Source organism: Pseudomonas sp. WS 5071, from assembly GCF_012985765.1.
Classification (GTDB): domain Bacteria; phylum Pseudomonadota; class Gammaproteobacteria; order Pseudomonadales; family Pseudomonadaceae; genus Aquipseudomonas; species Aquipseudomonas lundensis_A.
The window spans coordinates 1-20,538 of sequence record NZ_JAAQWY010000001.1 but is presented as its reverse complement, the minus strand read 5'-3'; the positions used below and the strand labels follow the sequence as shown (position 1 = coordinate 20,538).

Genomic DNA, 20,538 nt, shown 5'->3' with positions numbered 1-20,538 from the left:
GTGAAGCGTCTACCAAAAGAGCGCACACTTCCCCGCCCCTCGGCAACGACGATACGAGGGCCGGGCGTTATGACTCGACACCGGGTTTCTTGGGCAGGCGACCGTCGATTACCTGATACAGCGCGCTGTCTGCTGGCCAGTTGCGCATAAACCGCGCCCGATCACGGGCGTAGGCCGGCGCAAAGCTGGCATCGCTACGGTGCTGGCACATTGAGTCGAGATCAATCAGCGCCCAACGACCGGGAGCCGGCTCTGTTTGCCAAAACACATTGTGACCCTTCAAATCACCGTGGCTGATGCGCTCGCGGATCAAGTCCGCGAACAGGTGATCCAGCGCCTGCAGTTCGGCTTCTGGCGCGTCGCCGCTGTCGACGTAAGGCGCAAAACGCTCAATGATGTCCGGGCCGGGCAAGAAGTCGGTCACCAGATACGCCTTGCCACGCAGCCACAAAAAGCGGGTTTCCAATAACGCCAGCGGCTTGGGCGTTGCGATCCCGAGGAATGCCAGCCGGTTGCCTTCACGCCAGGAGTGCCAGGCACGACTCGGCCGCCAGAAACGCTTGAGCCAATGGGCAAAGCCTTTGATGTTGTAACGCTTGATCACCAGCGTGCGACCGTCCACCTCGACCTTGCCGACACTGGCTGCGCCGCCGGTTTTGTAAAGATGGCCCTGATCGAGCAACGCATCCGCCCTGGCCAGCACCGGCAGCATGGCGGACTCTTCTCCACGTCGTACGGCGCGCAAGGCCATCGCCCCACGCTGCACGCTGAACAACGAACAATCGCGCCCCACTTTGTTGAGGAAGTCATTCAGGCGCCAGGCGCGCACTTTCTCGACCTGTTTAAGTAACGCTTCGAGCGGCAGGGCGTGCTCACCGTTGCTGAGCAGGTAATGCACCAGCAACTCCTCGATATAAGGCTCAAGGCTTTTGGGCAACTGGGCAAAGAACACCCCAAGGTTTTCCAGCACTTTTTGCCGCGACAGCGGCTTGCCCGCCGTCTCGACGCAAATGCCATCACCGTCGATCACATACAGCTTGCCGTTCTGACGCAGCAGGTTGTCAAGATGAAGATCTTGCTGCCAGACCCCTTTGAGGTGCATCTGGCCAATGACCTCAAGGGCTTGTGCCAATACGGTTTGTTGCTCGTCCGCCAGCACCGGTAAGTCCTGCACGGCACGCCAGGCAGCGCCCAGGCTCTCGGCGTGCTCCAGAAACTCAAACAGCAGCCAGCCGCCCTCACCTTCCTGCAAACCGTCTGCCAATAACAACGGCGTCGTCAGCCCTTGCTCGGCCAGCACACGGACGCCCGCCAGCTCCCGCTCAAAGTTGCGAGCAGCCTTGCTGCCTACCATCAATTTGGCCAGCACCGTACGACCTCGCCATACGCCTGCACCGACATAACGCTGGCCCGGCAAAACGCGCAACAACGTGAGCAATTGCAACTGCGCAGGCCCGGCCGCATCCGCCAGCTCAATACTCAACGGCAAACCCGGGGCGCGCCCGGCTTTTTGCAGTTCGGATAGACGCATCAGCGGTTCTCCTTTTGATGACGGCGCACATTCAGACGTTGATACCACGCGTTGACCAGACCGCTGTCCAGCGGTTGGTCGAGGTAGGCCGCCAGCATCGCGCGCACGTCGGCCTCGGTCCAGACCTGAGCGCGGCGTAATAACGGCTCAAGGTCTTTAACCCGATCACGTTGGCCCAGCAGCAAAGGCCGGGTTTTCTCCAGGTCGATCAACTGAGCGCGATACGCCTGGCCATCGGGCTGCAAGAAGATGTGCTTGGGATAAAAACAACCATGCACCTGACGCACCGCATGCAGACGCTGCGCCAACTGACCACACGCCTGCAAGATGGCCTGGCGCTGTTCGGCCGTCAGTTGCGTCCATTGCTCCAGCAGCGAGTCGAGGTCGTTCCAACCATCCAGCGCACGGGTCATCAGAATTGCCCGACGCTCGCCGCCGACTTTGCGCTCACCAAAAAACACCGCTTCCAGCGCCGGAATACCCAGCTGCTGATAGCGTTGAATATTGCGAAATTCACGGGCAAAACTCGGTTCACCCAACGGGCTATGCAACGTCCGGGTCAGGTAATTGCTCTGACGTTTGAGGTAAAAACCCTGACCGTCGAGGTCCATGCGAAACACGCTGCTCCAGCCGCCGCGGCTGGTATTGGGCTCGTCAACGGCCTCGAGTTGCAAGTTCCATAACGCGTCGAAGTCAGCCAGACCCTGGCGCTCCAACAGTGCGCGATCAGCGTCTGCCACAAAATCAGTCATTCCCGGCCCTCAAAAAAACGCACGATATGACGGACGCGTTCCTTGTCCGCCCCAGTAAGTCGCGTGCGTCCGGTGTATTGGAAATAAAAACGCAGGCGCTGGGTGGCCGAAAGGTGGTATTTGGCCACTTTGTCGAGGCACGCCAAGTCTTTGGTGATGCGGTACTTGAGCCAGAAACCGCGCCAGAAGTCGCCGTTGGGGCAGTCGATCAAATACAACTGCGCCTGATCGTCGATCAGCAAGTTGCGCCATTTCAAATCGTTATGGGTAAAGCGGTGGTCGTGCATGGTTTTGGTGTAGCGCGCCAATTGGCGGCTGACACCGTCTACCCACGCGCGATCTTTGAGCAGCGGATCGTTGTTGTCTGCCAGCTCGGACAAGTCGCGGGTGTTGGGCAATTCGCGGGTGATCATGGCGCCGCGGTCGTAAGCCAGGCCTTTACGCTCAAGACCCCAGGCCACCACGTCAGCCGTCGGAATGCCCCACTTGGCAAACCGCTTGAGGTTTTGCCATTCGGACTTCACGCGTGGGCGGCCCAAATAGCGACGCAGCCCTTTGCCAGCACCGGTGTAGCGTTTGACGTAGTAATTGACGCCCTCGCGTTGAACACGGATGACCTCGGACAGCGGGTCGCGGGTCAGGTGCTCGCCCTTGAGGGCGAACACGGCGTCCAGCGTGCCGAAGTCGCGGGCCAGCGCGCTGTAAGCGGGGTCCAGATTCCAGCCCGCCATTAGAGTGCATCCCCATAACGCACTTTGCGTTCGTAGAGTTTTTTTGCCTTGCCTTCCAGCCAGGCCAGCAGGCGAGCTTCATCACGCAAAATCTGACGCAATGGCATCTGGAAGTAACCGCGCAAAAAACGCAATTTGTCGCGCCGGGTCAAACCGATGTCCAGCGCCGAGAAATACAGGGCGGCCAGATCCTTGTTACGCCAGCGGCGGCTGATGACCGGGCGGGTTTGGGCACGGTGCAGGTCGATGATCGACAAACGGAAATTATCCGCCGTCACCTGCTTATCGGTGTGCAGCAAAAAGTGGCAGATGTAACAGTCGCGGTGGTTAACGCCAGCGCGATGCATCATGCCGGTCATGCGTGCCACTTCAGCGATCAGCGCATGTTTGAGCGAGGGCTGCGGCGGTTGCTTGACCCAGTTGAGGCTGAAATCTTCGAGGCTGACGGTCGGTGCCAGCTCTTCGGTGATGATGAACGAGTGCTGTGCGGCCGGGTTACTGCCTTTCTCGCCGTAGGCCACAGCAGTCATGGTGGGGACGCCGACCTCGTGCAGACGGTTGATGGCACGCCACTCCTGACCTGCGCCGAGCACAGGCAACTTGGCGGTCAGCAGATTCTTGAACACTTCGCCCCAGCCAATGCCACGGTGGATTTTTACAAAGAAACCACGCCCGTCGACCTCAGTACGCAACGTACGTCGGCCTTCCAGCTCGCGGTAAACCTCGCCTTCCAGACGCTCGACTTCGGTGAACGCATCGCGTCCGGCCCACAAGCGCTTGAACGGTTCGGCAAGTATCAGTTTCATCAGTGTTGCTCCGCCAGAATCACATCCGCAGCGTGCTGCGGCATGCTATAGAGGTCGGCCGTCTGCGCGAAGGCCAGGCCGTTTTGGCTCCAGGCCGCGCGCGCAGCATCATCGGACAACATGTGGGTCAGGTACTCATTGAGTTGCGCCTGCTCAAACGGCTCGTCCAGCACACGCCCGGCATCTGCTTCGGCAATGTAGTGGGCATAACCGCATACCGCGCTGACCAGCACCGGCAAGCCGGCTACCAGCGCTTCAAGCAGTACGGTGCCAGTGTTTTCGTTGTAGGCCGGGTGAATCAGCACGTCCGCGCCCAACAAAAAGCGCGGGATGTCGCTGCGCCCTTTCATGAACTGCACATGCTCGCCCAGCCCCAATGTGGCGCTTTGCAATTGAAAGACTTTGGGGTCGTCCTGACCGATTACAAACAATCGGGTACGTTTTTTAAGCTCGGCGGGCAATGCTGCCAGCGCTTTAAGGCTGCGATCCACGCCTTTGGTCTTGAAGCCTGAGCCAATCTGCACCAGCAGCAAATCATCGTCCGCGAGCTTGAATTCACGCCGGAAATCCGCGCGAATGTCGGCCGCATTCGGCGGCGCACGGCGATCCAGCGCAATGCCCGGCGGCAGCAAATGGAAACGCTCGATCGGGGTGCCATAGTGCTTGATGAACAAAGGTTGCTGGACTTCGGAAATCATCAGGATTTCGGTTTTGGCCTGCTTGTCGAACACCGCACGCTCGTACTCGGCAAAGTGCCTGTAGCGCTTGAAATAGCGGTACATCGAGTGCCGCAGGTTTTGCGCCTTGTCTTCAAAACAGCCGTCGGCAGCGTAATACACGTCCAGCCCCGGCATTTTGTTGAAGCCAATCAGACGATCCACCGGGCGTTTGGCCAGATCGGCCTGCATCCAGGCGAGCATTTTTTCATTGCGCGTGTGATTGAAGAACGCCTTGACCGGCGCCACCAGCACTTCAAAACCCGGCGGGATATCACCTTCCCAGATCATGGTGTAGACGCGGATCTGGTGCCCGCGCTTCTGGCACTCCAGCGCAATGCGCATAAAGTCCCGCTGCAGACCGCCAAACGGAAAGTATTTGTACAGGACAAAAGCCAGTTGCATCAGCGCAGTTCCTCAGCCAGTAACAACGTGCTTAATCGACTTGCAACACGCTCGGGGTTCAAACGAGTGAAGCACAAGGGCCACTCGGCTTTCAGGTCAAACCGCTGCTGGTCCTGTGCAGTCGGCTGGTACGTGCATTTTTTCTGCAGGCACGGGGCGCACGGAAAATCGCTGGCGAGGTGGATTTGCACCTTGCCGTAGGCGCCTGTCAGACCGGGATTTGTCGGGCCGAACAGGGAAATGGTCGGCACATCCAGTGCCGCCGCCAGGTGCCCGAGGCCCGTGTCCACTGCCACACAGGCACTGGCGCTGGCCAGCACTTTGGCAACGCCCGCCAGATTCAACTTGGGCAGCACGACGACGTGGGGCAACTCACTGGCGATACGTTGCGCACGGGCCTTCTCGACCGGATTGCCCCAAGGCAAGCGCACCTGAACGCCCAAGTGCCCCATGCGAATGGCCAGGTCACGCCAGTACACTTCGGGCCAGTGCTTGGTGTCCCACGTAGTGCCGTGCAGAAACAGGACAAACGGCTTTTGACGCGGCAACTCGACCAACCGGTCGACATCCAGCCCGTAATCGCCCAAGCCTTTGGGCAAGTCGTAACCCAGCGCAACAGCAAACAACTGACGCAACCGTTCGACGGCGTGCTGGCCGCGGGCCACAGCCAGGCGGCGCTGGTAAAAGCGGCTTGCCAGAGGCTCACGGGCTGAGTCACGATCAAGCCCCGCGACCGGTGCTTTGACGTAGCGCGTCAGCCACGCACTTTTGAGCAAGCCCTGCGCGTCGATGACAAGATCGTATTTTTCAGCGCGCAGGCTTTGCTTGAAACGTCGCCATTCACCGCTTTTGAAGGTTTCCCAGATATTTTTGCGCCAGCGGCGAATTGCCACGGGAATCACTTTGCCCACTGACGGGTGCCAAGTCGGGATCTCGGCAAAACCTTCTTCCACCACCCAGTCAAACGTGATGCCCGGAATCGCTCGCGCGGCGTCGGTCAGCGCAGGCAAGGCATGAATCACATCCCCAAGGGATGAGGTTTTCACCAACAGAACACGCACCTAGTGAACCTCGACCGGTGAGCCCTGCAAACGCTGCAAGGCATCCACGACGAGTTGCGGCAGCAGTTCGCGCAGGCAGTTGTAATGACCGAAACGGCAGGTGCGCTCAAAACACGGGCTGCATTCGAGCCCCAGGCGCACGATCTCGACCTTGTCCGCGAGCGGGGGCGTGAAACCTGGCGAGGTTGAGCCGTACACCGCCACCAGCGGGCGGTTCAGCGCAGCCGCCACGTGCATCAGGCCCGAGTCGTTGGACACGACCGAATCTGCGCAGGACAGCAGATCAATCGCCTCGGCCAACGATGTGTCGCCGCTGAGGTTGACCGCCTCTTCACGCAAGCCGGGGATCAAGCGCGCGCGGATGTCTTCGCCCACCGCGTGATCGTTTTTCGAACCGAACAACCACACTTGCCAGCCTTCACGGATTTTCTGCTCGGCAACTTTGGCGTAGTGCTCGGACGGCCAGCGTTTGGACTCACCAAATTCGGCGCCCGGGCACAGCGCCAGCACCGGGCGATCAAGGGTCAGACCGAATTTGTTCAACGCGGCATCGCGGCTTTGCGGGTCGATCTGCAAAGAGGGCCGCGGGTACGGCGTGGGCAATTCGACGCCCGGTTCATACGCCAGCGCCATGAAACGCTCGATCATCAGCGGATAGCGCTCTTTGTCGAGCGTGCGCACATCGTTCAGCAGGCCGTAGCGAAATTCGCCGCGCCAGCCTGTACGTTTAGCAATTGCGGCAAAAAACGGCACCAGCGCCGATTTCAGCGAATTGGGCAGCAGGATGGCCTGATCGTACTGACCCTTGAGGGACTTGCCGATCTTGCGCCGCGTGGCCAGTTCCAGTGCGCCGTGGCCGAGCGGGAAGCTCAAGGCCTGGCGAACTTCAGGCATGCGTTCGAGTATCGGCCGGCTCCACTCGGGGGCCAGCACATCGATTTCGCACTCCGGGTGACGCTGTTTCAGGCACTGGAACAGTGTCTGCGCCATCACCATGTCACCGACCCAGCTGGGCCCAACGATCAAAATTTTCATAAGTTTCCATAAACAAGCAAGGGAGGCATTCGCCTGATGCTCGCCAGTCAAGCGCAATCAACCGCAGGAGTGAGCGAACTCACTCGTGCAGGGGCAGCCTTTTCTTAACTGGCGGGACTCAGGCTTTCGCCTCCCCGCTGTGATGCCATTTCGCTTTATTTGACCAGTGTACGCCACTCGGCGTGGGCCGACGTTTTGCCGGTGACCAGATCAAAGTAAGCCTTTTGCAGTTTTTCGGTGATCGGGCCACGGCGGCCGATCCCGATTTGACGCCCGTCGACTTCACGAATCGGCGTCACCTCAGCGGCGGTGCCGGTGAAGAACGCTTCGTCGGCGATGTACACCTCGTCGCGGGTGATGCGTTTTTCAACAAATTTGTAACCCAGCTCGGTGGCCAGGGTCAGGATCGTGCTGCGGGTGATGCCGTTGAGGCACGCCGTCACGTCCGGGGTGTAGATCACACCATCCTTGACCAGAAACACGTTCTCGCCCGAGCCTTCGGCCACGAAACCTTCCGGGTCCAGCAACAGCGCTTCATCGGCACCGCCGGAAATCGCTTCCTGCAGGGCCAGCATCGAGTTGATGTAGTGACCGTTGGCCTTGGCACGGGTCATGGAAATGTTCACATGGTGACGGGTGAAGGAGCTGGTACGCACCTTGATCCCGACTTCCAGTGCTTCGGCGCCCATGTAGGCTCCCCAGCTCCACGGCGCGATGATTACGTGGACTTTCAGCCCGGTGGCACGCAGGCCCATGGCTTCAGATCCGTAGAACACCATCGGGCGAATGTAGGCGCTGTCGAGGTTGTTTTCACGCACCGCTACGCGGGTCGCTTCGTTGATTTCGTCTTTGCTGAACGGGATCTTCATGCCCATGATGTGGGCCGAATCGAACAGGCGGTCAGTGTGTGCCTGCAGGCGGAAAATCGCCGCGCCCTGCGGGGTTTCGTAGGCACGCACACCTTCAAACACGCCCATGCCGTAGTGCAGGGTATGGGTCAGCACGTGGGTTGTCGCGTCACGCCACGGCACCAGCTTGCCGTCATACCAGATCACACCATCACGATCAGCCATCGACATCATTACGCTCCTCAAAGAATCCAGCACCTGCGCCTTGAGACGACAGGCAAATTGGACGGACCTTATGGGCCCGCCGGATACGTTTTACAGCTTTAACTCTGTGTTCTGGCTGACCGGGCCCAGGCCCAGCTCAGACCAAATGCGCCGTACGTTCTGACGTTCGACGACAAACTGATCGCCCGTGACCACCCCGGCTTCCTTCTGCAAAGCCTGGCGGTGGGCAACCGCGCGAAAGGCCTTGTACGCCTCACGCAACAGGCTGGCATCGGCAGCGGGCATCAACCCGGCCTCCTCCAGCCCTTCCAGAATGCGGATGTTATCGGTGAAACGAAGCAACTGCGGGTACTCCCGCGCCCATGCAAGGGTCGCGTATTGCACCATAAATTCAATATCGACGATACCTCCGGCGTCCTGCTTGAGGTCGAACGGCACCGTGGCCTCGAAGGCATTTTCACCCAGGCCGGCGGCGGTCATGCGGGTGCCAAGGTTGTCGCGCATCTTGGCCCGCATCTCGCTGACCTCCTGACGCAACGTGGGCAAGTCCCGTTCGCGGCCCAGCACACCGGCGCGCACCTTCTCAAATGCGCTGCCCACTTGCTTGCAGCCCACCAGCACACGGGCCCGTACCAATGCTTGATGCTCCCAGGTCCAGGCTTCATTTTCCTGATACCGCTCAAAGGCTCCGAGCGAACTGACCAGCAACCCGGAAGCGCCCGACGGACGCAAGCGCATATCGACGTCATACAACTGGCCAGAGGTCGTTTGCGCGGTGAGCAAGTGAATGATTCGCTGCCCCAGGCGAGTAAAGAACTGGGCGCTGTCGATGGGTTTAGGTCCGTCGGTATCGGCATTCGGGTCACCGTCGTGGATGAATACAAGGTCCAGATCCGAACCGTGTCCCAGCTCGATCCCACCCACTTTTCCGTAGCCGACAATAATAAAGCCCGGGTCGCACAGACTGCCGTCGGTACGCTGCGGGGTGCCATATTTGGCAACCGTCTGCCGCCAGGCCAGCGCCAGCACTTGCTCCAGAATGGCTTCGGCCAGCCAGGTCAGGTAGTCGCTGACCTTCATCAACGGCAGGCTGCCCGCAATTTCCGACGCAGCCACGCGCAAGCGGTGCGCAAGCTTGAAGTTACGCAGTGCTTCCATCTGTTGTTCAAGGTCGTCCTCGGGAATGCGCGTCAGGCGCTCACGCAACTCCGCTGCCAGCTCCGGCGCCAGGGGCGGCTTGAACAGACGGCCTTCATTGAGCAATTCATCAAGCAGCAGCGGGAAACGCGTGATTTGCTCGGCAATCCACGGGCTCGCCGCGCACAAGGTCAACAGACGGCGCAGGGCGTCGGGGTTTTCGGTCAACAGCACCAGATACGCCGAGCGTCGGGCCACGGCTTCCACCAGCGGCAACACCCGCTCCAGAACCAAGTCCGGGTTGGCATGCTCAACCGCCTGGGCCAGCAAGCGCGGGATAAACGCGTCGAGACGCTCACGCCCCAAGCGCTGCATCGCGCGCAATTGCGGGCTTGAACGCAGGCTGGCCAGTTGTTTCAGCGCTTTCGGCGCATCGACAAACCCGGCCTCTTCCAGTTGAACGCACGCCGCTGCGTCGTCCTGAACTTCTTCCCACAGCGGCAACCACTCCCCGCCGACAATCAACTCACCCTCATCGATGTCTTCTTCATCGTCCGGGTCGGCAATCACCTGACGGAAATGCCAGTCAATTCGCCCTCGCCACGCCATGAGTTGCGTGTGGAAGGCGGCCCAATTGGTAAACCCCATCATGAAAGCAATGCGCGCCTGATCCAGCTCGCTGTCGGGCAGCATCTGGGTCTGACGATCGGCAATCGCCTGAATCGCGTGTTCGGTGTAGCGCAGAAATTCATAGCCCTCGCGCAGTTCACTGACCACCGCAGGTGGCAAATAGCCCTGCCCCTCCAGAATGCTCAACACTTTCAGCAGCGGGCGTTGTTGCAAACTCAGGTCGCGCCCCCCGTGAATCAACTGGAAGGCTTGGGCAATGAATTCAACTTCGCGAATCCCGCCCGCCCCCAGCTTGATGTTGTCGGCCATGCCTTTGCGTCGTACTTCCTGCTGAATCAGCTGTTTCATGGTGCGCAGCGCTTCAATCGCAGAAAAATCGAGGTAGCGCCGGTACACGAACGGGCGCAACAGATCGAGCAATTGCGCGCCCATGACTTGATCGCCCGCCACCACGCGGGCCTTGATCATTGCGTAACGCTCCCAGTCGCGGCCCTGATCCTGGTAATACTGCTCCAGCGCATTGAAGCTCAGCACCAACGCCCCCGACGACCCATACGGGCGCAAGCGCATGTCGACGCGGAACACGAAGCCGTCGACGGTCATCGGGTCCAGCGCTTTGATCAGCCGCTGCCCCAAACGAATGAAGAACTCCTGATTATCCAGCGGGCGCTTGGCCCCGACCGTTTCACCGCCTTCGGGATAGGCGAAGATCAGGTCGATGTCCGATGAGAGGTTCAGCTCCACAGCCCCGAGCTTGCCCATGCCCAGAATTACCATCGGCTGCGGCTCGCCGCTGCGCTGCCCGATCGGCGTGCCGAACTGCTGGCAGTGACGCTCGTACAGCCAGCGGTAGGCCTGATCGATGCAAGCATCGGCCATGTCCGACAGGTCGCGGCAGGTTTCGATCAAATCCGCCTGGCGAGTCAGGTCGCGCCAGATGATGCGGACTTGGTGACGCGTGCGCTGGCGACGCAATACGCGGCCCAACTCCTCATCGGTTTGCGCCTGCTGCACGGCAGCAGCAATTTGCCCGCACAGCTCACCGGGAGCGAAGTTGCGGTCCAGTTCGCCGAAGCTCGCCAATTCCAGCAACATCACAGGGTCACGCAATGCCTGCTCAATAAAGAAGTCGCTGGCCGCACTGACGCGACTGAATGCTGCCCATCGCGCGTCAGACCAATCTTCCAGCCCTGGCCCACTGTCAAGCCCGGCCACTGCAGCGCGCCACGACTGTTCAGCACGCTTAGCAACGGGCAATAAAAGAGAGGGAATGGGGGCAAGCGACGGAAGGCTCATGGTCTATCCTTGATCGGCTAAGGGATTGCCGGGTACGGTGACAGGAAGAAACAGCGGTTTAATCCGACTGTCGAACAAAGGTTATAAATAGCTGACAATTATTTTTTCTTGGCACAGAACCTTCACACAGAAGGCAAAAATCTAAATTTCGCACCAACAGTATCGATTTTTCGCACAACCAAACAGGTGGCCGTTGAAGCCTATCCTGTAGTTTTACTACTGACTCACCCATTTGAAAGGCTGAAATGGCCAACGATTTGTAGTAAAACTACACAACCCCGGAATCTACTTCCGGCTATCCAAGAATTTATGTCGTCTGCCCACAAGGCCAGTCGCAAACTCAGGCAACCGATTCTGGAAGCCTTTCCGCCCTGGAGCAAGCCATGCAAGACCTCGATCCCGTCGAAACCCAGGAATGGCTGGACGCCCTGGAATCGGTTCTCGACAAAGAAGGCGAAGACCGTGCTCACTATCTGATGACCCGTATGGGTGAGCTCGCTACTCGCACCGGTTCGCAGCTGCCGTACGCCATCACAACGCCATACCGCAACACCATTCCCGTTACCCACGAAGCACGCATGCCTGGCGACCTGTTCATGGAACGCCGCATTCGCTCGTTGGTTCGCTGGAACGCCATGGCAATGGTAATGCGCACGAACTTGAAAGATTCTGACCTGGGCGGTCACATCTCCAGCTTCGCCTCCAGCGCAACCCTGTATGACATCGGCTTCAACTACTTCTTCCAGGCCCCGACCGAAGAACACGGCGGCGACCTGATCTACTTCCAGGGCCATACCTCCCCGGGCGTTTACGCGCGTGCCTTCATGGAAGGCCGTATCACTGAAGACCAGATGAACAACTTCCGCCAGGAAGTCGACGGTCAGGGCCTCTCGTCCTACCCGCACCCATGGCTGATGCCTGACTTCTGGCAGTTCCCGACCGTTTCCATGGGTCTGGGTCCGATTCAGGCGATCTACCAGGCGCGCTTCATGAAGTACCTGGAAGCGCGCGGGTACATCCCGGCCGGCAAGCAGAAAGTCTGGTGTTTCCTGGGCGATGGCGAGTGTGACGAGCCGGAATCCCTGGGCGCCATCTCGCTGGCAGGCCGTGAAAACCTCGACAACCTGATTTTTGTCATCAACTGCAACCTGCAGCGCCTCGACGGCCCGGTTCGCGGCAACGGCAAAATCATTCAGGAACTCGAAGGCGTGTTCCGCGGTGCTCAGTGGAACGTAACCAAAGTCATCTGGGGCCGTTTCTGGGACCCGCTGCTGGCCAAAGACGTCGACGGCATCCTGCAACGCCGCATGGACGAAGTCATCGACGGCGAGTACCAGAACTACAAAGCCAAAGACGGCGCATTCGTGCGTGAACACTTCTTCAACACGCCTGAACTCAAGGCGATGGTTGCAGACCTGTCCGACGACGAAATCTGGAAACTCAACCGGGGCGGCCACGACCCATACAAGGTCTACGCGGCGTACCACGAAGCGGTCAACCACAAAGACCAGCCAACCGTCATCCTGGCCAAGACCATCAAGGGTTATGGCACCGGTGCGGGCGAAGCGAAAAACACGGCGCACAACACCAAGAAAGTCGACGTCGACAGCCTGAAGTTGTTCCGCGACCGTTTCGACATCCCGGTCAAAGACGAAGAAATCGAAAACCTGCCGTTCTTCAAACCAGAAGAAGGCAGCGCTGAAGCCCGCTACCTGAGCGAGCGTCGCACGGCACTGGGCGGTTTCGTGCCACAGCGTCGCGCCAAGAGCATGAGCATTCCGACCCCGCCACTGGACACCCTCAAGGCCATCCTTGACGGCTCCGGCGACCGCGAAATCTCCACCACCATGGCCTTCGTGCGTATCTTGGCGCAGCTGGTCAAGGACAAGGACATCGGCCAGCGCATCGTGCCGATCATCCCGGACGAAGCCCGTACCTTCGGTATGGAAGGCATGTTCCGTCAGTTGGGCATCTACTCGTCCGCCGGCCAGCTCTACGAGCCCGTCGATAAAGACCAGGTGATGTTCTACCGCGAAGACAAGAAAGGTCAGATCCTCGAAGAAGGCATCAACGAAGCAGGCGCCATGAGCTCCTTCATCGCCGCCGGTACTTCGTACTCCAACCACAACCAGCCAATGCTGCCGTTTTACATCTTCTACTCGATGTTCGGCTTCCAGCGTATTGGCGACCTGGCCTGGGCCGCTGGCGACAGCCGCACCCGTGGCTTCCTGATCGGCGGCACCGCCGGGCGCACCACGCTCAACGGTGAAGGCCTGCAACACGAAGACGGTCACAGCCACATCCTGGCTGCCACCATCCCGAACTGCCGCACCTACGATCCGACCTACGGCTATGAGCTGGCGGTGATCATTCAGGACGGCATGAAGAAGATGACCGAAGAGCAACAGGACGTCTTCTACTACATCACCGTGATGAACGAGTCCTACCAGCAGCCAGCCATGCCGGCCGGTGTCGAGGAAGGCATCGTCAAAGGTATGTACCTGCTGGAAGAAGACACCCGGGAAGCCGCTCACCACGTTCAACTGATGGGCTCCGGCACCATCCTGCGTGAAGTGCGTGAAGCTGCGAAGATCCTGCGTGACGAGTTCAACATCGGTGCGGACGTGTGGAGCGTTACCAGCTTCAACGAACTGCGTCGCGACGGCCTGGCCGTTGAACGTGCCAACCGTTTGCACCCTGGTCAGAAGCCACAGGTCAGCTACGTTGAAGAGTGCCTGAGCGGCCGTAAAGGTCCGGTCATCGCTTCGACTGACTACATGAAGCTGTTCGCCGAACAGATTCGCCAGTGGGTACCGGTCAAGGAATTCAAAGTGCTGGGCACTGACGGTTTCGGCCGCAGCGACAGCCGCAAAAAACTGCGTCACTTCTTTGAAGTAGACCGTCACTTCGTGGTGTTGGCAGCCCTTGAAGCACTGGCTGACCGTGGCGATATCGAACCGAAGGTGGTAGCAGAAGCCATCGTCAAGTTCGGCATCAACCCGGAAAAACGCAACCCACTGGACTGCTGAGGAGAATATTTGTGAGCGAACTCATTCGAGTACCTGACATCGGCAGCGGTGAAGGTGAAGTCATCGAACTGTTTGTAAAGGTCGGCGACCGCATTGAAGCCGACCAGAGCATCCTGACGCTGGAATCGGACAAGGCGAGCATGGAAATCCCTGCGCCCAAGGCCGGTATCGTCAAGAGCCTGAAAGTAAACCTGGGCGACCGCCTCAAAGAAGGCGACGAACTGCTGGAGCTGGAAGTCGAGGGCGCCAGCGCGGCGCCTGAAGCCGCTGCTCCGGCCGCCGCTGAAGAACCCGCCAAAGCCCCTGCCGCAGAAGCGCCAGCCGCCCAGGCACCCGCAGCTGCGGCCCCGGCAGAAGCCACCGTGCAGGACATTCACGTCCCGGACATCGGCTCGTCGGGCAAAGCCAAAATCATCGAGATTCTGGTCAAGGCAGGCGACACCGTTGAGGCCGATCAATCGCTGATCACCCTCGAATCCGACAAGGCCAGCATGGAAATTCCATCGCCAGCTGCCGGTGTGGTGGAAAGCATTTCGGTCAAGCTCGATGACGAAGTCGGCACTGGCGATTTCATCCTCAAGCTCAAGGTTCAAGGCGCTGCGGCACCTGCGGCACCTGCCGCACCTGCGCCAGCAGCCCCGGCTCCGGCCAAAGCTGAAGCGCCTGCCGCTGCAGCCCCTGCGCCAGCCGCCAAAGCCGAGGCAGCCCCTGCCCCGGCCGCCGCGCCTGCGCCAAAAGGCGCGAAAGTTCACGCAGGCCCTGCTGTCCGTCAACTGGCCCGCGAGTTCGGCGTCGAGCTGAACGCAGTGAGCCCGAGCGGCCCGCACGGTCGCGTGTTGAAAGAAGACGTGCAGGCCTACGTCAAGGCCATGATGCAGAAGGCCAAGGACGCTCCGGCCGCCGGTGCAACCGCTGGTGCTGGCATTCCGCCGATTCCGGCTGTCGATTTCAGCCGTTTCGGTGAAGTCGAAGAAGTGGCCATGACCCGCCTGATGCAAATCGGCGCGTCGAGCCTGCACCGCAGCTGGCTGAACATCCCGCACGTGACGCAGTTCGATCAGGCTGACATCACTGAGCTGGAAGCTTTCCGCGTCGCGCAAAAAGCCGTTGCTGAAAAGGCTGGCGTGAAACTGACCGTACTGCCCCTGCTGCTCAAGTCGTGCGCCCACCTGCTCAAGGAAATGCCCGACTTCAACAGCTCGCTGGCGCCAAGCGGCAAAGCCATCATCCGCAAGAAATACGTGCACATCGGTTTCGCCGTGGACACACCGGACGGCTTGCTGGTTCCTGTGATCAAGAACGTTGATCAGAAGAGCCTGCTGCAATTGGCTGCCGAAGCCGCTGCGCTGGCTGCCAAAGCCCGCGACAAGAAACTCACCGCTGACGACATGCAAGGCGCCTGCTTCACCATTTCCAGCCTCGGCCACATTGGCGGCACCGGCTTCACGCCGATCGTCAACGCGCCGGAAGTGGCGATCCTGGGTGTCTCCAAGGCAACCATTCAGCCTGTCTGGGACGGCAAAGCCTTCCAGCCCAAGCTGATGCTCCCTCTGTCGCTGTCCTACGATCACCGCGTGATCAACGGCGCTGCAGCTGCACGTTTCACCCAGCGCCTGAGCCAGTTGCTGGCCGATATCCGCACCATCTTGCTGTAAGCCAGACCCCGGTCTTCTTCACCGAAGACCGGGGCCGCGCACTGTTTTCCGAGCGCCACGCTCGTACCTCAACCCCGCCCAGTAGGCGGGGCTTTTTTTGCCCGAAAAACACCCTCAAATACATAATAGCCATAGGCCATTATGCGCAACTTCTTGCACACCTCATTGTGGATAAGTGTGTGGACACATCGCTGCAGCCCTCACCGTTCAATACGTACAAGCAAGTGCGCAAGAAGTTGCGCAGTACTGCGCAACTTCTTGCACACTTTTTCGAACTTTCCCCAACTTTTTACGGGCAAATACCCCCTCTAAAAATCCAAAAAAAATAATTCCCGTGTAAACAAGGCTTTAAAAAACAGTGGCATGAAAGTTGATTACCCACTTAGCTCCCATTCAGGCCTGCGGGGCTGAATTCACTCTTTTCATGGGTAAAAAACATGTTCGCGCAGGCCAATGCAGCTCACTTTTCCTTGCTCATCCCGAACGTGCGCAACGACTTCAAAGTCTTGGCATTTAACGGCAAAGAAGCGATCAGCGAGCTGTACGCCATTCGCATCGAGCTAGTCAGCGAACATTCGAATATCGATCTTGAACCGTTATTGTGCCAGCCCGCTTTTCTACAGTTCGGCTTTAAAGGCGAAGGGCTCCACGGCCATATCGAAGATGTCTACGTCGGGGAATCCGGCAAGCGCCTGACGCGTTATATCGTCAGCCTTGTACCCGCCCTGCACTATTTGCAGTTCAGCCAGAACCCGCGCATTTTCCAGCACCTGAGTGTGCCGCAAGTGCTGGCCAAGGTGCTTGAGGGCCATGGTATCCAGGCAGATGCGTATGCCTTCAACGTCCTCCACAGCCCAGTGCGTGAATACTGCACGCAATACGCCGAGACTGATTTTGAGTTCCTGCAGCGCCTGTGCGCCGAAGAGGGCATCGCCTGGCATCACCAGCACAGTAAAGACAGCCACTTGCTGGTATTCACAGACACCCAGACCTACTTTCCTCTTTTGGGAGAAACGCCTTACCAACCAGGCACTGGCACCGCGGCCGACCACCCTGTGATTCAGCAGTTCTCCCAGCGCCTGAGCACCCGGACCAGCACCGTTACGCGTCGCGACTACGACCTCAAGCGCCCCAGCCTGCTGCTGCAAAGCGCGTTTACAGCGGACTTTGCTCCCGCCCTCGAGGACTATCACTACCCGGCGCTGATCGACACCGAGAAGCGCGGCAGGCAACTGGCCCGGCAAGCCCTGGAGCGCCATCGCAGCGACTATCGCCTGGCTGAAGGCCACAGCGATCAGCCAATCTTGCGCAGCGGCCACTTCTTCACCCTGACCGAACACCCGCGTAAAGCCTGTAACGACTTGTGGCTGCTGCTCAGCGTCCATCACGAAGGCAAACAGCCGCAGGCACTGGAAGAGTCGGTCAGCAGCGATGTGCAGCCCGCAGACGGCTTCACTCAGGGTTACCGTAACCAGTTCAGCGCCATCCCTTGGGACGTTTTCTATCGACCGCCCCTGACACCCCCGCGCCCTCCGCTCGTGACCCAGACCGCCCGTGTGACCGGCCCGGAGGGCCAAGAGATTTTTTGCGACGAACTGGGACGCGTACGGATCGAGCTGCCCTGGGACCGGGCCGAACTGGACAGCGACAAAAGCAGTTGCTGGGTACGCGTGTCATCAAGCTGGGCGGGCGAGCATTTCGGTGCCAGTACCATCCCCCGCGTTGGCATGGAAGTGGTGGTCACCTATGTCGAAGGTGACCCCGACAAGCCGCTGATCACCGGCTGCGTGCCCAACACATCCACGCCTGTGCCCTACCCGCTGCCGGCCAATAAAACCAAAACGGTGATGCGCAGCCACAGCTCGCCGCACACCGGCGGTTACAACGAACTGTCGATTGAAGACCGTGCCGGGCAGGAAAAAATCTTTCTGCGGGCACAGCGCGATATCGAACACATGGTGCTGAACGACAGCGACACAAAAATCGGCCGCGACCGTGCCGAGCAAATCACCCGCGACAGCCGCAGCCTGATCGAAAACGACCGTTTCGAGCAGGTTGGCGGCAACAGCACCAGCCTCATTAAAGGCAACGAACAGCACACCACCCAAGGGTTGCGCGACACCGTCATCGAAGGCAACGAACAACTCTCGGTCACCGGCAACAGCAGTACCCAAGTCGACGGCACGTTGGTGATGCAAGGAGGAACCCACACCCACGTCACCGCCACCCACGTGGTAATCAACGCCGGCGCCAGCTTGACCCTGAGCGCGGGCGGCCAACACATCGTGATTAATGGCGGGGGCATTCTCAGCAGCGTGCCGATTGTGGTCGGCGGTGCGCCAGTGCCCGGCGTCGCACCATTACAGGCAGCCCAGGCACAAGCCATCGCTGCCAAACCTCTGATTGCGCCCACACTGGCGGCCCTGATGAAGGCCAGTAAAGCCAAGGGAGCTGACTTCTGCCCCCTCTGCGAGGCGTGCAAAGACGGCGTCTGCCTGCCACAAGGAGCCACCTCATGAGCCTCACCACCGTCGTCCAATGGATGAGCGAACAACGCCAGCTCGGCCAGGCAATTGCCCTGGTGCTGGACTCCGAAGACGAGCGCGAGCCCCGTCAACAGTTGTTGCGAAGCTGCGATTACGAACGCTACTGCGGGGTCTATCACCAGACCCCGGTCAGCGAACTGGCCGATGCCGGGCCCTATATCTTCATCATCGAGCCCCGGGAATACGCAGTTCTGGACACGCTACTGGCCGAGCCGCAGCGCCACTGGGGCTGGCTGGCAAGCCTGCCCCAACAGCAACTGCCCGCCCTGACCCGGCACTGGCGCGAACGCATCATCACCGGCACCCGCCCGAATCAGGCGCTGTATCGGTTCCATGACAACCGGGTGCTCGCCCGGGCCTTGGCGTTCATGACCGAGGAGGCGCTGCCCGGCTACCTGGGGCCTGTCACCAGCGTGTGTTACTGGGCCGAATCGCGCTGGGACGTCACCCACAACCCCGCGCCCGGTGAACACCCCGTGCCCGACCAACCGGCCTGGCTCAACGTCCCGGCCCCGCAGTTGCTGGCCATCGACATCCTGCACACCAATATCTACCGCTACCTGTGGGCCGAACGCAGCGATGGCATGCTCGCACTCAGCCAGCATCGAGACCCGGACGAGTGGCTGGCTGAGCAACTGACCCAAGCGCGGCACTGGAACTGGAACACGTCCGAACAACTGCAGTTTTTAGTGCTGCATCGTTTAGAAACCCTGGAGCGACCAGTGATAAAAAACTGGTCACCCCGCGAGCACGAGACGCCACAGACTCACTTTGAGCGACTGTTGAGCGAAGTGCAGTTCTGGGCGGGAGCAACCCCCGTATGAAGCTCAACCTGCGCGAATGGCTTTTGAGTGCAAGTCTGTGCTTCCTTACTGGCTGCTCGCTGACGCCACCCAAAACCTTCACCTTTCAGGCTGACGTGCCTGAAGACTTCACGGTGACGGGCACAGCCAACTACAAACCCGCGCCCGGTGAGACCTGCATCGCCCCCTCCGGCGAAGCGTTCACTACAGGCAGCCTGTTCTTCAAGCCGGAACAACCCAAAACAGCCCATCAGGTTGAGTTCAAAGTGCCACTGACCGACAACGACCATGGCTGCTCGATGGTACTGCGAGGGTTGAAGCTGAAGATTGAAGGGCAGTGGGGCAAGCGTGAATTGGACATGAGTTTGGCGTCTGCCGGTTTTTCTATCAGTGATGAGCCCTCAGCAAATTTGCCCGCCAATTCGACACCACCGGTCCGAGTCTTTAAGAAGCAATGTCAGTGGTTTTTTCGAACAGCCGGCCCTGAGCGATTTATCAGAAAAATACTGCAATGCAGGGCCCTTGGTGCAAACGGCGACATGGAGAAACGCATGATCGGTGGCAGCTTGCATCGCGATCAGATGGCGGATTCGACAGTCAGATTGGTGCTGAGTGTGGCCAACAGTGAAAAGCCTTACTACAAAGGCTGGTGGATTGAAACTCCAAAAGGATGGAAAGCCTGTACAGGTGTTTGGGGCACTCAAAATGAGGAGCCTTGCATCAAGCCGTATAAATTCCTTGAGTCTTTCAAAATGCCGGGCGGTCGAGAGTGCACCGTTTATCCGAACTGCACTGAATAAGGACATTAAAAAATGAAAACATATGTAAACACGGAAAATTATAAGCCGCTTATACCCACCATCAACTGGGGGCAGGCTTTGTGCCTGGGCGCTTTTGCTTTGGTGATGTCGGGCTGCTCCGTTACCCCACCCAAAACCTTCACCTTTCAGGCTGACGTGCCTGAAAACTTCACGGTGACGGGCACCGCCAACTATAAACCCGCGCCCGGTGAGACCTGCACTGGGCGATCCGGAAAACCGTTCCGCGTCGGTCGTCTGCACTTCAAGCCGGAACAACCTAAAACGGCCCATCAAGTTGAATTTAAAGTGCCATTGACCGAGAACAAACTCGGTTGCTCGGCGGTGCTGCACAGTCTGAGGCTGACAATTGAGGGTCGCTGGGGCCCAGGCAGAGAGCATACTTCACGGCGTTTTGCAAGGTAGTTGTCGCGTCAGCCGTGTTTTTAAGCTGCTATTTTCACTGCCGGCTGCTCCCTCTCTGGGTTGAGTGTGACGGCGCCGATAGGTTGCCAATTTCGCGTTGCACCTGACC

Annotated in this window: 15 protein-coding genes; 6 read left to right on the top strand and 9 right to left on the bottom strand. The window is 59.3% G+C overall.

Annotated features, from left to right (window positions below):
- Window positions 1-67: 67 nt before the first annotated feature.
- From HBN61_RS00075 to glnE, 9 genes are all read right to left on the bottom strand, one after another.
- The gene (locus HBN61_RS00075) at window positions 68-1,531 is read right to left on the bottom strand and encodes a lipopolysaccharide kinase InaA family protein (RefSeq protein ID WP_170045931.1); all 1,464 of its coding nucleotides are present in this window, start codon (window positions 1,529-1,531) and stop codon (window positions 68-70) included.
- Entirely contained in the window at window positions 1,531-2,283 is a 753-nt protein-coding gene (locus tag HBN61_RS00070; RefSeq protein WP_170045930.1) for a lipopolysaccharide kinase InaA family protein, read from the bottom strand. Before HBN61_RS00070 ends, HBN61_RS00075 begins: the two co-directional genes overlap by 1 nt.
- Window positions 2,280-3,014, bottom strand: a complete 735-nt coding sequence (locus HBN61_RS00065) for a lipopolysaccharide kinase InaA family protein (protein WP_094991908.1) — start codon at window positions 3,012-3,014, stop codon at window positions 2,280-2,282. Before HBN61_RS00065 ends, HBN61_RS00070 begins: the two co-directional genes overlap by 4 nt.
- Window positions 3,014-3,820, bottom strand: coding sequence for a lipopolysaccharide core heptose(I) kinase RfaP (gene rfaP, locus HBN61_RS00060; protein ID WP_170045929.1), 807 nt, complete (start codon window positions 3,818-3,820; stop codon window positions 3,014-3,016). The genes HBN61_RS00065 and rfaP overlap by 1 nt, the downstream gene beginning before the upstream one ends.
- A complete protein-coding gene (locus HBN61_RS00055; protein ID WP_094991906.1) occupies window positions 3,820-4,941 on the bottom strand; it encodes a glycosyltransferase family 4 protein in 1,122 nt (373 codons plus the stop codon). Before HBN61_RS00055 ends, rfaP begins: the two co-directional genes overlap by 1 nt.
- Entirely contained in the window at window positions 4,941-6,002 is a 1,062-nt protein-coding gene (gene waaC / locus HBN61_RS00050) for a lipopolysaccharide heptosyltransferase I (RefSeq protein WP_169963668.1), read from the bottom strand. Before waaC ends, HBN61_RS00055 begins: the two co-directional genes overlap by 1 nt.
- Window positions 6,003-7,037 carry a lipopolysaccharide heptosyltransferase II gene (gene waaF, locus HBN61_RS00045; RefSeq protein ID WP_094991904.1) on the bottom strand — a complete coding sequence of 345 codons (1,035 nt, stop codon included), beginning with the start codon at window positions 7,035-7,037 and terminating at the stop codon, window positions 6,003-6,005.
- A 155-nt stretch (window positions 7,038-7,192) separates the two neighbouring features.
- On the bottom strand, window positions 7,193-8,116 hold the full coding sequence (locus tag HBN61_RS00040; protein ID WP_047273066.1) for a branched-chain amino acid transaminase: 924 nt from the start codon (window positions 8,114-8,116) through the stop codon (window positions 7,193-7,195).
- Between the two features lie 84 nt (window positions 8,117-8,200).
- Window positions 8,201-11,173, bottom strand: a complete 2,973-nt coding sequence (gene glnE / locus HBN61_RS00035) for a bifunctional [glutamate--ammonia ligase]-adenylyl-L-tyrosine phosphorylase/[glutamate--ammonia-ligase] adenylyltransferase (protein WP_170045928.1) — start codon at window positions 11,171-11,173, stop codon at window positions 8,201-8,203.
- A gap of 383 nt (window positions 11,174-11,556) precedes the next feature.
- On the opposite strand from glnE, the gene aceE reads away from it, so the two are divergent.
- The 6 genes from aceE (at window position 11,557) to HBN61_RS00005 (ending at window position 20,429) form a co-directional block, all read left to right on the top strand.
- Window positions 11,557-14,202, top strand: a complete 2,646-nt coding sequence (aceE, locus tag HBN61_RS00030) for a pyruvate dehydrogenase (acetyl-transferring), homodimeric type (protein WP_094991902.1) — start codon at window positions 11,557-11,559, stop codon at window positions 14,200-14,202.
- An 11-nt stretch (window positions 14,203-14,213) separates the two neighbouring features.
- Entirely contained in the window at window positions 14,214-15,857 is a 1,644-nt protein-coding gene (gene aceF / locus HBN61_RS00025; RefSeq protein WP_170045927.1) for a dihydrolipoyllysine-residue acetyltransferase, read from the top strand.
- Between the two features lie 437 nt (window positions 15,858-16,294).
- The gene (gene tssI, locus HBN61_RS00020) at window positions 16,295-18,376 is read left to right on the top strand and encodes a type VI secretion system tip protein TssI/VgrG (protein WP_170045926.1); all 2,082 of its coding nucleotides are present in this window, start codon (window positions 16,295-16,297) and stop codon (window positions 18,374-18,376) included.
- Entirely contained in the window at window positions 18,373-19,227 is an 855-nt protein-coding gene (locus tag HBN61_RS00015; protein ID WP_170045925.1) for a DUF4123 domain-containing protein, read from the top strand. The genes tssI and HBN61_RS00015 overlap by 4 nt, the downstream gene beginning before the upstream one ends.
- A complete protein-coding gene (locus tag HBN61_RS00010; protein ID WP_170045924.1) occupies window positions 19,224-20,006 on the top strand; it encodes a hypothetical protein in 783 nt (260 codons plus the stop codon). The genes HBN61_RS00015 and HBN61_RS00010 overlap by 4 nt, the downstream gene beginning before the upstream one ends.
- A 12-nt stretch (window positions 20,007-20,018) precedes the next feature.
- Entirely contained in the window at window positions 20,019-20,429 is a 411-nt protein-coding gene (locus HBN61_RS00005; protein ID WP_170045923.1) for a hypothetical protein, read from the top strand.
- The last annotated feature ends 109 nt before the right edge of the window (window positions 20,430-20,538 follow it).